13 protein-coding genes are annotated in these 13365 nt (G+C 61.2%); 3 read left to right on the forward strand and 10 right to left on the reverse strand.

Going from position 1 to position 13365, the window contains the following annotated elements; all coding sequences use genetic code 11:
- Positions 1 to 32: 32 nt before the first annotated feature.
- The 7 genes from ACFFT4_RS33410 to ACFFT4_RS33440 form a co-directional block, all read right to left on the reverse strand.
- The gene (locus tag ACFFT4_RS33410) at positions 33 to 1040 is read right to left on the reverse strand and encodes an ABC transporter substrate-binding protein (RefSeq protein WP_378053889.1); all 1008 of its coding nucleotides are present in this window, start codon (positions 1038 to 1040) and stop codon (positions 33 to 35) included.
- Positions 1041 to 1293: 253 nt separating this feature from the next.
- Entirely contained in the window at positions 1294 to 1557 is a 264-nt protein-coding gene (locus ACFFT4_RS33415; RefSeq protein ID WP_378053891.1) for a YlbG family protein, read from the reverse strand.
- A 29-nt stretch (positions 1558 to 1586) separates the two neighbouring features.
- Positions 1587 to 2072: a YlbF/YmcA family competence regulator gene (locus tag ACFFT4_RS33420; protein WP_378053893.1), complete on the reverse strand. Its 486-nt coding sequence runs from the start codon at positions 2070 to 2072 to the stop codon at positions 1587 to 1589.
- Positions 2073 to 2137: 65 nt separating this feature from the next.
- On the reverse strand, positions 2138 to 4105 hold the full coding sequence (locus ACFFT4_RS33425; protein WP_378053895.1) for a helicase-associated domain-containing protein: 1968 nt from the start codon (positions 4103 to 4105) through the stop codon (positions 2138 to 2140).
- A complete protein-coding gene (locus ACFFT4_RS33430; RefSeq protein ID WP_378053897.1) occupies positions 4102 to 5796 on the reverse strand; it encodes a DNA repair helicase XPB in 1695 nt (564 codons plus the stop codon). Before ACFFT4_RS33430 ends, ACFFT4_RS33425 begins: the two co-directional genes overlap by 4 nt.
- Positions 5797 to 5919: 123 nt before the next feature.
- Positions 5920 to 6357 carry a CBS domain-containing protein gene (locus tag ACFFT4_RS33435; RefSeq protein ID WP_378053899.1) on the reverse strand — a complete coding sequence of 146 codons (438 nt, stop codon included), beginning with the start codon at positions 6355 to 6357 and terminating at the stop codon, positions 5920 to 5922.
- Positions 6358 to 6470: 113 nt separating this feature from the next.
- Complete coding sequence (locus tag ACFFT4_RS33440; protein WP_378053901.1) at positions 6471 to 7670, reverse strand: M20 metallopeptidase family protein; 1200 nt, start codon at positions 7668 to 7670, stop codon at positions 6471 to 6473.
- 252 nt (positions 7671 to 7922) lie between these two features.
- Between ACFFT4_RS33440 and ACFFT4_RS33445 the strand changes: the two genes are divergently transcribed.
- The gene (locus ACFFT4_RS33445) at positions 7923 to 8267 is read left to right on the forward strand and encodes a YugN family protein (RefSeq protein ID WP_378053903.1); all 345 of its coding nucleotides are present in this window, start codon (positions 7923 to 7925) and stop codon (positions 8265 to 8267) included.
- Between the two features lie 19 nt (positions 8268 to 8286).
- Entirely contained in the window at positions 8287 to 9486 is a 1200-nt protein-coding gene (ftsW, locus tag ACFFT4_RS33450) for a putative lipid II flippase FtsW (protein WP_378053905.1), read from the forward strand.
- A gap of 53 nt (positions 9487 to 9539) precedes the next feature.
- On the opposite strand, the gene ACFFT4_RS33455 is transcribed toward ftsW, so the two are convergent.
- Positions 9540 to 9920: an Asp23/Gls24 family envelope stress response protein gene (locus ACFFT4_RS33455; protein ID WP_378053907.1), complete on the reverse strand. Its 381-nt coding sequence runs from the start codon at positions 9918 to 9920 to the stop codon at positions 9540 to 9542.
- A gap of 186 nt (positions 9921 to 10106) precedes the next feature.
- Between ACFFT4_RS33455 and cax the strand changes: the two genes are divergently transcribed.
- Complete coding sequence (cax, locus tag ACFFT4_RS33460) at positions 10107 to 11165, forward strand: calcium/proton exchanger (protein WP_512699946.1); 1059 nt, start codon at positions 10107 to 10109, stop codon at positions 11163 to 11165.
- 140 nt (positions 11166 to 11305) lie between these two features.
- On the opposite strand, the gene ACFFT4_RS33465 is transcribed toward cax, so the two are convergent.
- Together ACFFT4_RS33465 and ACFFT4_RS33470 are read right to left on the reverse strand one after the other, a co-directional pair.
- Entirely contained in the window at positions 11306 to 12547 is a 1242-nt protein-coding gene (locus ACFFT4_RS33465) for a WD40/YVTN/BNR-like repeat-containing protein (RefSeq protein WP_378053912.1), read from the reverse strand.
- A 414-nt stretch (positions 12548 to 12961) separates the two neighbouring features.
- Positions 12962 to 13252 carry an Fpa/YlaN family protein gene (locus ACFFT4_RS33470; RefSeq protein WP_378053914.1) on the reverse strand — a complete coding sequence of 97 codons (291 nt, stop codon included), beginning with the start codon at positions 13250 to 13252 and terminating at the stop codon, positions 12962 to 12964.
- Between the last annotated feature and the right edge of the window lie 113 nt (positions 13253 to 13365).

The following is a 13365-nucleotide window of genomic DNA, read 5'->3' on the forward strand; positions in this document are numbered from 1 at the left end:
ACGACGGGAGCCGCTCACCCCATTGAATCTGGTTACTGGATAATATTATTTTCTTTGTCCTTCACTTTATCCTTCATCGCGTCCGTAACGGTAACGCCCTGCGCTTCGGCCGCCTTCAGGTTCAGGATCAGATCGAGCTTGTCCGGGACGGAGACCGGCATGTCCGCAGGCTTCTTCCCGTTCTTCAGCACTTCGACGGCCATCTGGCCGACTTGATAGCCGTGATCGAAATATTTGAAGCCGACCGTCGCGAACGCGCCCTTCTCGACCGTGTCGCGGTCGCTGGAGAAGAACGGAAGCTTGTTGTCGTTGGCTACCTGGATAATCGAATCCGCCGCGGTAACGACCGTGTTGTCGAGCGTGATGTAGATCGCGTCCGCGCGTCCGATCAGCGACTCGGCCGCCTGCTTCACCTCGGAGGAAGTGGTAGCCGCCGCTCTGACCAGCTTGATGTTGTGAGCGGCCAGCGCCTCTTCGGCTTTATTCGCCATAATGACCGCGTTCGACTCGCCTTCGTTGATCACGATGCCGACGTTCTTGATGTCGGGAAAATCGGAGGCGATGAAATCCATCAGCTGCACGATCGCTTCCGGGTTCGTGTCGGACGCTCCGGAGACGTTGCCGCCCGGCTTCTCCAGGCTGCTGACGACCTTGTCGGCGAGCGGGTCCGTCACGGCCGCGAACAGCACCGGGAAGTCCTTGACGTTCTGGGCCAGCGTCAGCGCGGAAGGCGTGGCGATGCCCAGCGCCAGGTCGAACTTGTCGGCGGCGATCTTCTGCGCGATCGACAGATTGTTCGTCGAATCTCCTTGCGCGATGTTCAGATCGACTTTCAGGTTGTCGCCTTCCTTGATGCCGGCGTCTTCAAGCGCCTTGAGGAAGCCCTCTCTGGTCGCGTCGAGCGAAGGATGCTCGACGATCTGCGAGATGGCGATTCTGTAGCTGCCGGAACCGGATTCCTTGTCTCCGCAGCCCGCAAGCGCTAACAACGCCGCGGCGGACAACATAACGGTTGTGATCAGTTTCTTCTTCAATCTCATTACCCCTTTACCCTCTTTGTTTTTTCTCCCGCGCCGGAAATGCATGGATGCTTCTTCCAGTTGCGTCGATTATAAGAATTGATACTAGTTTAATAGTCCGTTTCGCGATTCGTCAATCGCAATCTTTTCACAATTTTCGCGGCTTCCGCGTTCCGACAAAAAAAGAGAGACGGCCCCGCGAGCGAGGCTGTCTCTCTTGAGAGCGGCGCGGCGATTCGGCTACCGCCTCCCGGCCGCGTTCCCGGACCCGGACTTACAGGCCGTAAAACCGCGTTTTGTCCGGCACGTTCTTCTCGTACTCGGTTTTGATCTCGTTCCGGTAGGAACGTTCGACCTTGCGTACGAAGGGCAGCCGCTGCAAGTTCCGGACCGTCTCCTCCGCCACCTCCGCGTTCATATACATGACGGCGTAGTGCATCTTGCGGGACAAATAATGGAGCGTTCCGTATTTGTCCAGGCCTCTCGCCGCCTTCGAATCGCTGAACCATACGATGTATCCTGTCCGTTCGGCAAACATGTCCAACCTCCGTCTGAACTGGAAATCCGTTACCCGCAGCCTCCGCTTCCGCAAGAACAGCTGCCCCCGTTGCCGCAGCCCGAAGCTTTCGGATTGGGATTGTTGTCCGGAACCTTGATGCTCTGCGATACCGCAAAAGCCAGCGTTCTGGATATATCGGTCAACAGCTCGTCCAAGGTGCTCTCCGCGGCTTTGTATTTGCGCACGGATTCCACCTCGTCCAGCCGCTGCTGCGCTTCGTACACTTGCTCCAACGCGGCGTTGTAATCCGGATGGAACCTTCCGAACCGCTCGCACTCGGCGAACTTCTCCTTCGCTTGAAGAAACTGCTTCTTCAAGCTCTGGGCATTGGCGTCCTGCAGAACTTCCGCTTTCCAGTAAGCGTATTCCGCAGCGAAGTCGGAGCGGATCAGCGTCTCCCCCAGCTCGTATGCGCGGTCCAGCAGCACCACCATATCGGCGGGCTCCGTCGCGCTATATTCCGCCTCGGGGAGGGTTTGCGTCATTCCGGCCATCGGCCTCACCTCACCATTCGGCTTTGTCTTCCTCCATTATCATAACACAACCGAAGCGCTTCCGGTCAATCGGTTTCAAGCTCCTCCAGATCCGGGAGCACGATCATCAGAGCGGCGACGTCTTCCTCCCGGACGAAAACCGCGCCCGGCTCCCCTTCGAGCGGCTCCGCCCCTTCCGCCGGCGGCCGCCAGCGCCCCTCGGCCACCCAGGAGGCGCCTCGTTCGCGCATGCCGCGCGGCGCAAAATCCCGAATCTCTCCGTTAAATTCCAGTCGAACGGCCGTTTGCCATTGGATCGCCCGCCGGATCAGCTCTTTGCTTGTCGTAGGGTGATATTTTCTCTGCCTCGTCACCCAAGCGGAGGGAATATCCGCCAGGCCCGGGAACAGCTCGTCCGCCCCGGTCACCTCCCTGTCGGCCTCGAAGGAGCTCAGGATCGGACCGGAACCGATCCAGCCCCGCGGCCCGTGCGCCGCGACCTCTCCGTCTTCCTTCCGGCTCCGGGAGCCGGCGCGTTCCCCGGCCTTCGCGCCTCCCGGGGACTGAACGGCGTCCGCGGCCGGCCAGCCGATTTGGCGAAGCCGCGCGCGGACCCGTTTGCCGCAAGCGGGATCGACCAGAAAATGCCTCTCCCCGATTCGTTCGAGAAGCATCGGCGCCAATTCCGCGTCTTCCGCCAAAGCGTCGGCGACCTGCTTGCCGTCCGTGCGCAGCACCCATGCCTCTTCGAGCAATTCCGTCCGTCCGAGCGAGGCGAACCAATCCCGCAGCGCCGCCTGAACGGGCTCCGGCACCGGAACGCCGGAGCCGCGCTTCAGAAAATCGAGCGCCTCGCGTTGCGAATAACCCGCGCGGTAAGCTTGCTCGCAGGAGCGCGGCGTCAACCTGTAGACGCACAGCGCGTCCGCTTGCGTCATCTCCGCCAGATCGTGCAGCGACCACCGCGTTCTTAACCCGACTTCCGGAGGAACGAGAATTTCTCCGTCGGGCTGCACGATAAAAGCGTCATCTTGCAGCTCAAGCGCGCCCGGCTCCGGCCGCCTCCTGATGACCGTCCGTCCCCGCCATTCCCCGCGTTCGATCCAGCCGAACGCTTCGAGCAGCGCCAGCCGCTTGTCGGCTTCTCCGCGGCTCTGCCACTCGCCGATCCGCCCTTCGGTGTGCCAGCGCTCGCCGCCGAGCGCCAGCACAGCCGACACGCTCAGATGAAAGGACGGTTCGGACGAGCAATATCTGGCTATGACCAGCTCCCGCAGCCTTCGCTCGGCCTCCCGCCGCGACAAAGCCAGCCATTCGCGCAGCCCCTCGTCGCTGACGCCGATCGTGCCGTCCCGCTCCTCCAGCACGCCGCAAGCCAGTCCAAGGTCCAGAACCGGCATCGCCTGCGGCGGCAGCTGCTCGGCGTAAGGATAAGGCGGCAGCGCGCCGGCCAGAAGCTCCGGCTCCAGACGCACCGCTTTCGCCAGCCGGTCGACCGCGGCCTGCTGCGGCGCTCCCTTGGCCGTTCGGACGATCGGCTGGCGCGCAAGCGCATGCCAGGCGGACAGCAGCTCCAGCGAGAGCGGCAGGCGATAACGCGACGCGTTGGGAACGACCTCGCCGATCTCGTCCGGATCAAGCGGACGATTGTCCGCCGGCAGCAGGAGGGGCTGCCATAGCGCCACGGCGTCGACCGGTACATAGAACAGCCGATCCCCCCAGCTTTTGCGCACCGCGAATACGATTCCGCTTCTTCTGAGCTTCGCGATCGCAACGCGCGCCTCCGCCCCCGTAATGCCGAATTCGTCCTCCGCGCGGGCCGCAAGCCGCTCCGGCTCGAACGGGTTTGCGCCGTATTTTCTCAGCACGCCCCTTAACACCGAGAGCTGCGCGCCGTCGCGGCAGCGGCGGAACCAGGCCTCCGCCCACTCCGGATCGGACAGCGCCTCCGCCAGTTCCATGCCCGGCAGCATCCCCGCTCGGACCGCAGGATCGGACAGAATAAGCCGCTTTATCGCGTCGGGCAGCTTTTCCACGGACTCCCGAACGTTCATGAGCGCGCCTCCCCGGCCGCTTCTCCGACACGTTCGCCGCCCCAATAGTCGACTTTGTACGGGTAGCCCTGCTCGAGCAGAAAACGTCCCCTGTGGCGCGAAAATTCCACCTCGTCCGTCCCCTCGCTGACGAGGGAATAGAAGCGGGCTTTGACGCCGTTTTTCTTCGGACGCAGAATGCGCCCCAGACGCTGGGCCTCCTCCTGCCGGGAGCCGAAGCTTCCGGACACCTGGATCGCCAGCGCCGCATCCGGCAAATCGACGGCGAAATTGGCGACTTTGGACACGAGAAGCACGTCGATCTCGCCTCGCTTAAACCGCTCGAACAGCTCCCTGCGTCCCCGCAAAGGCAGCTCGCCGGTAATCAGAGGCAGAGACAGCTCCTCCGCCAGCTCGTGCAGCTGATCCAAATATTGGCCGATCACAATCGTCGGAATTCCGGGATTCCGCCGCAGCAGCGCCCTCACCACTTCGACCTTCCGCCGGTTCTCCCCGGCGATCCGGTTGCGCCGGCTTTTGGAAGCCGCGGCATAGTCGGCCGCGGCCGACGGCTCCATCGGCACGCGCACCTCGGTGCACTCCGCCTCGGCGATCCAGCCCCGGGCCTCCAGTGTCTTCCACGGCAGCTCGTACCGCTTCGGCCCGATCAGCGCGAACGCGTCCTCTTCCCTGCCGTCCTCGCGCACCAGCGTGGCCGTCAGCCCCAGTCTCCGGGTCGCCTGAATGTCCGCCGTCATCCGGAATACCGGAGCCGGCAGCAGATGAACCTCGTCGTATACGATCAATCCCCAGTCCCGGTCGACGAACAGCTCGAGGTGCGGATAATCTTCCGTTTTGGAGGAACGGTGCGTAAGCACTTGATAGGTCGCCACCGTGACCGGTTTTACGTTCTTCGCTTGTCCCGTGTATTCGCCAATCTCGTTGCGCGTCAGCGTTGTGTTCCGCAGCAGCTCCGCAATCCACTGCGCTACCGATACGCCGTTGGGCGTTAAAATAAGCGTCTCGCACCGCAGCCGGGCGAGCGCGGCCAGGCCGACCCAGGTTTTGCCCGCCCCGCACGGAAGCACCACGACCCCGCTGCCCGCGGAATCTCGCAGCAGGGCGTCGGCCGCTTCCTGCTGATAATCTCTCAAGGCGATCGGCGCGCCGTCCTCCGTCTCCGTCCGCAGCGCCACGGATAACGGCTGACCCTCGTGAAATCCGGCCTCGTCCTGGACCGGATAGCCGAGCGCGGCCAGCTCGCGCTTGATCCAGCCCCGCGCTTCGGGACGCACGGCCGCGCGCGCTCCGTCCGGTTCGCCGGACAGACAGGGCCGGATCGATTCCAGCCGGCCCACGCGCGCCATCTCTTCCGCCGAATCGCTCACCAGCGCGAGGCCGCCGCTATCGCTCACCAGCCGCAGCCGTCCATAGCGGCCCATCTGCAGCCGAATCATCTGCTCTACCGCGGCCGGCAGCGGGCAGCGGGACAAGGCTGCCAGGCGCTCCGTTACGCGCTCGGGAGTCCAGCCCGCCGCAGCCGCGTTCCACAGCGTCATCTGCGTCAGCCGGTAAGTGTGCCAGATCCCCGGGCGCTTCTGCAGCATGGCGACCTCCCTCAGAAAATCCCGCGTCTCCGCATATTCCGCATGCCGCTCGTCCAGCAGCATCGTGCCGTCGGACTGCACCCACAGCGGCCGTGTATTTTCCATCCGTCATTCCTCCTGTCGTTAACAAGGCTTTCCTCCTCTCCCGCTTCTCATGCATATTTCCGGGCGCGCGAAAAGCCCATTCCCCGGAGTAAGTTACCGAAGAACGGGCTTGAAGCGCGATCCCTAGTGAGCGTAAGACGAGCTGCCGCCGGGCTCCGAGATTTCGCTCAGCGCCTCGCCCGCCTCGTTGACGAAGATTTCGCGGACGGCCAGATCCCCGATCGAAACGATGCCCTCCAGCTGTCCGTTGTCCACGACAGGCAGTCTGCGAATCTGCTCCGCGGCCATAATGGCCGCCGCTTCGTCGACGGACATGTCCGAAGGTACCGTTCGAACGTCGTTGGACAATACTTCGTCCAAGGCTTCGGAGCCTACGCGGTTGTCCGCATAGCCGCGAATGACAAGATCGCGGTCGGTCACGACCCCGACGAGCCTGCGCCCCTCTACGACCGGAATGAAGCCGATATCCCGGTCCTTCATTAGATGCGCGGCTTCCGCAATGCTGGCCTGCCGGGAGAGCGTGACGCAATCCGTCGACATAATGTCGGCAATTTTCCTCATCGTTAGCCTCCTGTACAGCCGAACGACGTCCGCGGGACGTTCGATCCGGCTTCCTTGTTCGGTTCACCAGTAGAATGACCGAAACTCCGAATGGCCATACAGGTAAAAAACGTTTATTCCCCGTCCGGAGCAGCCGCGGCCCCCGTATCCAGCGCGGAATCGTCCGCCACGGCGATCAGCAGCCGGGCGGCGTGCAGCATCGCTTCCTCCTCAAGATCGAACATCGGATGATGGTGCGGCGCCGAATGTCCCTCCCGCTTCCCCGCTCCCACGAAGAAGAAGCAGCCCGGCTTGCGCTCGAGATAATAGGAGAAATCCTCGCCCGCCATAATGCGCTCGCACGGCCCGGACTCCGTATCGGGCAGATGCTCGGCAATGAGGCGGAGCACCCGCTCCGCTTCGCGTTCGTCGTTCACGACGGGCGGATAGCCCTCGATAAACCGGAAGCGGTAATCGCATCCGTGCATCGCGCACGTATGCTTGACGATCTCCTCCAGCCGCCCCCTCACAAGCTCTCTCATTTCCTTGTTAAAGGAACGCACCGTTCCCGCCAGCTTGCTGTCGGCGGCGATGACGTTGTTCGCCGTGCCGGCGGAAAACCGGCCCACGGAGAGCACGGCCGCGTCAAGCGGGTTCACGCTGCGGGAGACGACCGTCTGCAGCGCGACGACGAGCGCGGCTCCCGCCAGCAGCGCATCCTTGCTCTCGTGCGGCAAGCCGCCGTGGCCGCCGCGTCCGACGACCTCGATCTCGAACTCGTCCGGCGTCGCCATGAACGGCCCCGGTCTGGTCGCCGCGGTTCCGCACGGCAGCAGCGACCAGAGATGCACGCCGTAGACCGCGTCCACCCCGTCGAGCGCGCCGTCCTCGATCATTCGGATCGCGCCTCCGGGGAGCGTCTCCTCTCCCGGCTGGAACAGGAACACGCGCACGCCTGCCGTCTCTTCCCGGCGCAGGCTGTAATATTTGGCCACGGCCAGCAATTCCGCCGTATGCCCGTCATGGCCGCAAGCATGCATAATTCCCTGCGCCGTGGAGCGGTATTCGCAATCTTTGGCATCGGTGATCGGCAAGGCGTCCATGTCGGCCCGAAGCGCGATCGTACGGCCCGGCAGACCGCCGTCGAGCCGCGCCACAACTCCCGTGCCGGCGACGCCGCGGCGAACGTCCAGCCCCCACTCCTCCAGCAGCCTTGCAACCATATCGGACGTTTCGTACTCTTGAAAGCTCAATTCGGGATGGCGGTGAAGATGTCGGCGCCATTCCACCATATCCCCGTAAAGAGACTGAAGCGATTGCTCGTTGACCGTCATGGCGGCGACTCCTTTCCGTAAACCTCTTTATAATCCATTGTCGTTATTGTATCAGAAACGGCGCGGCTCCGTAACCTGCCCGGCCGGCCGCCGCGGCGAATTTGTCAATGAACGTTCGAACTTAGGGAAGGCCGCGGGCTTGCAGAAGGCATGCAAACCGACTATCATGGAATTGGACGGCGCTTGCCCGCAAAGGGCGGAATCAAGCGCAAACCGCCTCGCGTTCATCGCACTTACATAAGGAGGTCTATCATGTTACTCGAAAATACAGGATTAAACGGCATGCGCAGCGATCTCGGGCATCTGGACGAGTCCGGCGACAAGCTCGGCTTCGTTCGCTGGCAGTGGGAATACCGCCGCGCCACTTACGATCTGAAGCTTCAGGACCGCGCAAGCGGACAGGATTACTACCTGCGCGTCTCGACGAGAGCCGTCGAAGGCAAGCTGGAAAACCCCGACGCCGTTCTGGAAGTGGAAGCCGTCTATATCGGACGCTCGACGTTCCCGCACGGTCTGGATTACGAATCTCCGATTCCCGAGCCGATCTTGGATACCGCGAAACAGCGCGTGCAGGATCTGAAGAAGCTGCTATCCTAGCGGCGCGGGGGAATGCGGGATGAAATCTCCGGAGAGCGGCCAGCGCGGCGCGCCAGATTTTCTGTTGCTGATTCTGACGCTTCTGCTCGTGGGATTCGGACTGATCATGGTATTCAGCGCCAGCTCGAGCGTGGCGGTCGCCAAGCCCGCCTACGGCAATGACGCCTTCTACTTCCTGAAGCGCCAATTGCTGTGGGTCGGGCTAGGCACGTTTATCATGCTTGTTCTGATGAACATTCATTATCAGAAATACAAAAAGCTGTTTATGCTGTTTTTCATGGGCACGCTGATCCTGCTCATCCTTGTTCCGATCATCGGGGAGACGAGAAACGGCGCCAAAAGCTGGTTCGGCATCGGCTCCTTCGGCGTTCAGCCGACCGAATTCGCCAAGCTGGCGATCATCCTGTATTTGGCGGCGATTATCGCGAAGAAGGACGAGAAGTTCCGGGATTTCAAAAAAGGGCTGCTCCCCGTCATGATCGTCGTCGGCTTCTTCGCCTTCCTCATCATGCTTCAGCCCGATTTCGGCTCGTGCGCCATTCTCGTCATGTGCGCGTCGGCCATCGTCGTTGCCGGCGGATCGAATCTGAAGCATATCGTGCTTTCCTCCGCCGTTCTGGTCGGCCTGGCCGCGCTGGGGACAAGCTTCTACCTGCTGCTGAATCCGGAGGCGGGGTTCGGGTTCCGGGGCGACCGTTTTACCGCTTTTTTGGACCCGCTCGCGGATCAGCAGGGAAGCGGATATCACCTGTCCCGTTCCCTGCAGGCTTTCGGGCACGGCGGATTGACGGGGACCGGGCTCGGAACCGGCATCCAGAAGCTGTTTTACCTCCCTTACGCCTATAACGACTTTATTTTTGCCGTCATCGGCGAGGAGCTCGGCTTTATCGGGACGACGATCTTTATCTTATTCTACGTTCTGTTTCTGTGGAGGGCGCTGCTCGTTTCGCTTCGCTGCCCGGACATCTACGGCACGCTGGTCGGCATCGGTCTCGTCTCCCTGATCGCGATTCAAGCGCTTATCAATATGGGGGGCGTCAGCGGCGCCATTCCGATTACCGGGGTTACGCTGCCGTTCATCAGCTACGGAGGCTCCTCGATGCTTACGCTGCTGGCCGGCATGGGCGTTCTGCTAAGCGTGTCCAGGGAGTACAATCGCGTCGGCAAAACCGCTCAGACGCCGCCCGCGGCTCCAAGCCGTTTCAGAGCGCAGCGTTGAAAAAGGAGGGCTGTCCGCCAAGCGGACAGCCCTCCTCTCAAGTTCTCGGATATTTACTTCACCCGGTTAGGTTCCTCGGTCGTTTCTTCGTCTTTGAAGGCTACGCCCTCCACCTTCACGTTCACCTCAACGACGTTCAGTCCCGTCATGTTCTGGACGGCCTCCCGCACGTTCTCTTGAAGTCTTCGTCCGACCTCCTGAATCGGAATGCCGTACTGCACCACGATTCGCAAATCGATGGCCGCTTCGACCTGGCCGACTTCGACGGACACGCCTTTCTGGGCGTTGCGTCCGCTCAGCCTCTTGGCCAGCCCTTCCGATATGCCGCCCGACATCGCGGCGACTCCCGGCGTCTCCAGCGCAGCCAATCCGGCAATGGTGGCGACAACGTCGTCGGAAATCCGTATTATGCCTTGTTGCAATTCATCCGTCATAGCGGCCCACTCTCCCCGACCTGTTATGTTTTCATTGTAATGGAAGACCACACCATAATCAACCGCGGCCGGGCTCGCCGCCCGCTAAATTCCAAATCTCCGTTTACTGGCATACAGAAATTGGGTATAGTAAGAAATGCCTGTTGCGAATTGTTCCCATTCTGTCTTCAAGAAGGTGTCCCTTTGCTGAAAAAATCGTTTTATCCGCTGCTCGTTCTGACCTTTCTCCTGAGCGCTCTTTCGCACTATTTGCACTGGAGCATGGAGCTGCAATTCGTCTTCGCCGGGATCGCGATTCTGTTCGCCGCCGGCCTGCTCGGCAAAGCGACCGAATCGGTCGCGCATTATGCGGGACAGCGTCTCGGCGGCTTCCTCAACGCCACGTTCGGCAATGCGGCGGAGCTCATCATCGCGATTTTCCTGATCAAGGAGGGACTGTTCGAGATCGTCAAGGCCAGTCTGACCGGCGCGATTATCGGCAATCTGCTGCTCGTGCTCGGAGCCAGCGCACTCATTGGCGGCTTCAAGTTCAAGGAGCAGAAATTCAACGTTCACCTCGCCGGACAGAACGCTTCGCTGATGCTGCTTGGCGTCATCGCGCTGTTTATTCCCGCCATTTTCGTCAAGACCGAGCACATTTCCGCGCAGGATACGCTAAGGATCAGCGAGATCGTAGCCGCCTTCCTGATCGCGGCCTATATCGGCTGGCTCATCTATTCGATGGTCACGCACAAGGATTTGCTGGCGGACAACGAGGAGACGAAGGCCGATCACGGCGAAAGCCCCGGCTGGTCCAAATCCCGGTCCGTCGTCCTGCTCGTCGTCGCGACCGTCATGGTCGCTTTTATCAGCGAATGGCTCGTCCATACGCTCGACGCGTTCTCGGCTCGCTTCGGCCTGTCCGAATTGTTCATCGGCGCCTTCGTCGTGGCGATTGTAGGCAACGCCGCAGAGCATAGCGCCGCCGTCATGCTGGCCTTGAAGAACAAGATGGGGGCCGCGGTCGAAATCGCCATCGGCAGCAGCCTGCAGATCGCCCTCTTCGTCGCTCCGGTGCTGATCTTCGTCAGCCTGCTGTTCGGCGGGGGGATGAACCTGATCTTTACGACGATCGAGCTCGCGGCGATCGCGGTTGCCGTCTTCATCGCGATTTCGATCTCGCGGGACGGATCGACGACCTGGTTCGAAGGCATGCTGCTCATCTTCGTGTACGCCATTCTCGGCGTCTCGTTCTTCTTCGTCTGAGCGGGGGACAAGTCAGAACGCCTCTTTGGCGTCCTCTACCTTGATAACGACTTTGCGGAGAATATGAAAACCGCCCCGATTCCGAAGCTGTCGGAAACGGGGCGGTTTTCTCGTAAATCGGATGCAAGCTCGGGGCCTCTTCAATCGGCTACGGCAAACGAATAAACTTTCTTCCAGTTCTCCCCTCCGTCGGAGGTGATATACAGGACGGATGGCTCCGTCGCATCGGTCGTCAGGAGCCAGATGTGCTTCGCGTCCGTCGCCGCGATCAGCTGCTGCCCGTAGCCGGGAAATTCTTGCTTGGAGACCTTCCAGCTCTTGCCGCCGTCCGTCGTCTCGGCGACGGTGTTCGGAGCGTCGCAGGCCAGGCATTGGCCGCCCATAATCGCCGTCTGCGGGTTCACGACGTAGAGAGCGCCGGGCGAGTTCCCCGGGCCTTCGTTGGCCTTGTCTCCCTTCCCATCCGCCTCGAAGCCGGGCGCAGGGCCGGATCCGGCGTTGTTCTTGGCCAGAACGGGTGTCCAGGAGCCGCCTCCGTTAATGGTGTGGAATACGGAGTAGGACGTCTGGGTCATGCCCGTATCCCCGATCAGCTCGATCCAGGCGTCGTCCTTGCCCGTGGAGCGGATGATCGCGTTCGCAAGCTCGCCGTTCCATTTTCGGCTCATGACGGTTTTCCACGACTTTCCGCCGTCCGCGCTGTGAAGAAACTCGAATTTGTCTTTGCCTCCGCGCACGGCCCAGCCATTGTTCGAATCGTGGAAATAGACGTCGCCGACGAGCGATTCCGGCGTTCGCAGCGCGCTCCAGGTCGCTCCGCCGTCGTTCGTGACGGCATTGCCGGCGAAGCCCTCCTTGTCGCTGCGGAAGTGAAGATAACCGCGGTTAGGAACTTCCCCGACCTCGTTCCAGCTGCCGCCTCCGTCGGTCGAGCGGACGAGCTTGAGTCCCCCGGCGTTCCCGGCATCGAGCGTGGCCCATACTTGCCTCTCGTTCAGGGCGAATATTTGCATGACCTCGTAAGGCTGCGAATATTGCACGTTCCAGCTCTGGCCTCCATCGTCCGTGCGGGCGATCCAGCCTTGGCCTCCCGCCCATCCGGTCTTCTCGTCCGCGAGCCGCAGCGCCGTCGCCGGCCCCTTGGGAGCAACGACGGCGGACGAAGACGGCGCGGGCTCGGAAGAAGCCTCGGGCGAGGAGGATGCGGGAACCGAAGGCGAAGCGTCGCCGGACGGAGAGCCGGTCGAAGCCGCGGATGAGCCGGGGGAGTTCGTATCATTTAGACCGGCATTCCCGGCGGACGAGGAGCATCCGGCCGCGAGCGCCAGGGAGACGGCCAGCAGCAGCGTTCCGAGCTTCATTTTGCGGGACCTGGTTGTCATAACGGAGATACCACCTTTGCATGATGTAAATAACTGTGCAAGCGACTTGCACTTGAATAGACGTTACACTTTCCGGAGGAGTTGCAAACACCGCATCCTTTCAGCTCGCCGCCAGAACGGCCGGATTCGCTTCGACAAGACGCATGAGTCAACTTCGACTTCCCGTATCGGCGTTCGGCCCGGATAACACGGCATTCGGACGAATCCCAGCTAGCATTCCCCCGACCGCGACGCCGGATACGGTATCCGGGCGTGCCCAACCTCCGTGGCGACTCGCCTCTCCATCCTCACCGGTCCAAAAAAAAGAAGCTCGCGCACCGCACGGCTTCCCATTCCCTATTCGTTACGCACAAAAAGACCCACAGCCCAAACACCTTGTTCAAAGTGTCCGGTCTATGGGACAAATCAGAGCTGCTAATCTTCTTTCTTTTCCAACGCTTCGTATAGCATCGCCAGATTGCGTTCCAGTTGACTGATCAGCAGTTTGCCTGCGCCCTCGTCGACCAATCCCGTACGCACCGCGAAATCAACCGCCCGCGAGAAGCCGTACATCTGAGTGTCCAGAACTTCTTCGTATAACGGGCATTTACGAGTCGTCAGGTTTTCCATCTGGATAGCGATCAACTTCTCGATTTTATCGGCGTCTTCCTGAAGCAGCTTGAGCGCTTTCTCGTGAAGATCGATTAGGGTATCCGATGCTGCCATTCCCACTCCCCCTGTGCCCTTGCTCCCAATTGTAAGCCATTCTCCGCCTAAACGACGAACCGACTTGTGCCTTCGTTTCTAGCTATCACTTTTATATTAGACCATAATGCCCG

It is taken from the genome of Cohnella cellulosilytica, assembly GCF_042431195.1.
Lineage (GTDB): Bacteria > Bacillota > Bacilli > Paenibacillales > Paenibacillaceae > Cohnella > Cohnella cellulosilytica.